Annotated in this window: 1 protein-coding gene and 1 pseudogene; both read left to right on the top strand. The window is 67.1% G+C overall.

Translation table 11 applies throughout. From position 1 onward, the window contains the following. The first annotated feature begins 19 nt into the window (after positions 1-19). Positions 20-2,590: a bifunctional lysylphosphatidylglycerol flippase/synthetase MprF gene (gene mprF / locus A985_RS0123435; RefSeq protein ID WP_083902420.1), complete on the top strand. Its 2,571-nt coding sequence runs from the start codon at positions 20-22 to the stop codon at positions 2,588-2,590. Then, positions 2,587-2,894 (top strand): annotated as a pseudogene (locus A985_RS28800) (hypothetical protein); the annotation flags it as partial. The gene mprF and the pseudogene A985_RS28800, both read left to right, overlap by 4 nt.

Raw genomic sequence — 2,894 nt, 5'->3', positions numbered from 1 at the left:
CGAAGCCGCCTGGTTTGCGTTGCCCGCGCCCCTGCGCTGGCTCCGGCGCGTGCCGTGGACCGCGGCCCGGCCGTGGCTGATCGCGGCCGGCGTCGTTCTGCTCGGCCTCTTTGTCTTCGACGCGTTGCATCACATGCTGCGTCACGTGCATTACGACGACATCGTTGCCGAGATACACAACACCCCCGTGACGCGTCTGGCGCTTGCCATGCTGGCAACCCTGGCGAGTTACGCGGCCCTCACCGGTTACGACATCTCAGGCCTTGGCTTCGCCGGGGCGAAGGTCAAGCGCTCGACGGTCGTGCTCACCTCGTTCATCGCCTACGCGCTCGGAAACTCCGTCGGTCTGGGGGTGCTCACCGGCGGCACGGTGCGAATGCGGATGTACGCCGCCGCGGGCGTCGATGCATCGAAGGTGGCGCAGGCGGTAGCGTTCAACGCCGGCGCGTTCGGTCTCGGCATGACCGTGTTCGGTTCGCTCGGCATGTTGTGGGGTGCGTCGCGCGTCTCGGCGCTGGTGCCGATTCCGGCGTGGGTGTTGCAGATGCTCGCCTTGCTGCTGCTGGCCGGCGCCGCCGCGTTTCTGGTACTGTGCGCGCGCAAGCGCACGGTGCGCTTGCTCAACCGCTGGCCGATCCCGCTGCCGCCGCTGCGGGTCGCGGTGCGCCAGTTGCTGATCTCGGCCGCCGATCTGGGCATGGCGGCCGCCGCCTTGTGGTGTTTGCTGCCCGCCAACGTGGTGGATCTGCCGACCTTCGTCGTCTTCTATGCCATTGCCATGGCGCTTGGCGTACTCAGCCACGTGCCGGGCGGCGTGGGGGTGTTCGAAGCGGTGATTCTGCTCGCGACCAACGGGCACGCACCGATCAGTCAGGTGGCGGGGGCGCTGGTGCTCTATCGCGGTATTTACTATCTGCTGCCGCTGATGCTTGCCGCCTGTCTGCTCGCCGGGTTCGAGTTGCGCCAGGGCCCGGCGGCGCCGATCGGCCGGGCGGCCGTGCGGCTCTTCCCCGGCCTGTTGGCGGCGCTCACGCTCGTTGCCGGGGTCATGTTGCTGATCTCCGGTGTGACGCCCGCCACGCGCGACGCGGAAGACTTCCTTCGCCACCACGTGCCGCTGTTCCTCGTTGAAGTGTCGCACTTGCTCGGCAGTGTGGCGGGGCTGGCCATGCTGTTCCTCGCGCGAGGTCTGCTGCACCGGCTTGATGCGGCCTGGTGGGGCTCGCTCGGCCTGACGATCATCGCTGCCGTCCTCGCGATTCCCAAGGGCATTGCCGTGTCGGAGTGCTTCGTATTGGCCATGCTGGCGACGCTGCTGCTCGTCTCGCGCGAACAGTTCGACCGGCGCTCGTCGCTTTTCACGCAAACGTTCGAGCCGGGCTGGATCATTGCCGTGCTCTCGGTGCTCGGGGCCTGTACCTGGCTGATGTTCATGGCGTACCGGCGCGTCGAATACGCAAATCAGCTTTGGTGGCAGTTCACGTTCGACGGCGATGCTCCGCGTTCCATGCGCGCGTTGATGGTCGTGGCCGTGATCGGACTCGGGCTGTCCTTGTGGCAATTGCTGCGTCAGTCCGCCGGCGCGATCGTGCCCGCGAGCGAGGAGGAACTGGCGCGCGCGCGCGCCGTCATCCGCAAGCAACCGGCCGCCGACGCCTGTCTGGCGCTGATGGGCGACAAGAGCTTCCTGTTCTCGCCGTCTGGCAACGCTTTCATCATGTACGCAAAGCATCGCCGTTCGTGGGTGTCGCTCTCGGATCCGGTGGGCGACCAGAAGGAGTGGCCCGAACTGATTTGGCGCTTCATCGAGCTGGCCGATGCGCACGGCGGACGCGCGGCGTTCTACAAGACCCGCCCGCAGGCGCTGCCGCTCTATATCGACGCGGGACTGCGGGCCTTCAAGCTCGGCGAGGAAGCGTTCGTCTCGCTGCCGGAGTTCGGGCTGCAAGGCGCGCGTCGCGCCAATCTGCGGCATGGGGTGGCGCGCGGTGAACGCGAAGGGTTGACGCTGGAGATTGTGGCGGCGGAAGACGTCGCGCCGCATCTCGCGGAAATGCGGCGCGTATCGGACGCGTGGCTTGCGCGCCAACATACGCGCGAGAAGGGTTTCTCGTTGGGCGCGTTTACCGACGCGTACGTGGCGCGCCAACCCGTGGCGCTTGTGCGCCGCGAGACGCGCCTCGTCGCGTTTGCCACGTTGATGTGCCCCGACGTCCAGCGCATCGAAGCGAGCATCGATCTGATGCGGCAGGTGCCGGACGCTCCCCCCGGCACGATGGACTTCCTGTTCGCGAAGCTGATGCTGCACTTCAAATCGCAGGGCTATCAGCGTTTCGGTCTGGGAATGGCCCCGATGTCGGGCATGGAGACGCATCAGCTTGCGCCCCGCTGGCATCGCTTCGGCCGCATGATGTTCGCGCACGGTGCTCGCTTTTACAACTTCCGCGGGCTGCGCAGCTTCAAGGACAAATTCGATCCGCAATGGGAGGCGCGTTATCTGATGACGCCGGGCGGTATCGCACCGATGCTCACGCTGGCCGACGTGGCGTCGCTGGTGGGCGGCGGATGGAAAGGAATCATGACGAAATGACAGGTCACACGATGGCGAAGCACGACAAGGCGGACGATGGGCAGGCGAGATCGCGCAAGCGCGGGCGCGGCGAGGGCGCGCCGCGCTGGGTCCGCCGCGTCGCGGCGAGTGCCGCGACAGGGGCGGTGATGATGACGTCCGTCGCCGTACTGGCCCAGACGCCGGCACCCGCGCAAGCCCCGGAGATCCTGACGCATGGCCGCTTCGAGAACGTGCCCATCTTCCGTCCGGAAGGGGCGCCGAATGCGACGGTGCTCTTTTTCTCCGACGACGACGGCTGGACGCCGCGCGCCGAACGGATGGC

This window comes from Pandoraea sp. B-6, from assembly GCF_000282835.1.
Classification (GTDB): domain Bacteria; phylum Pseudomonadota; class Gammaproteobacteria; order Burkholderiales; family Burkholderiaceae; genus Pandoraea; species Pandoraea cepalis.
Note: the sequence above shows the minus strand (reverse complement) of the source record. Positions and strands in the feature narration are given on the sequence as shown.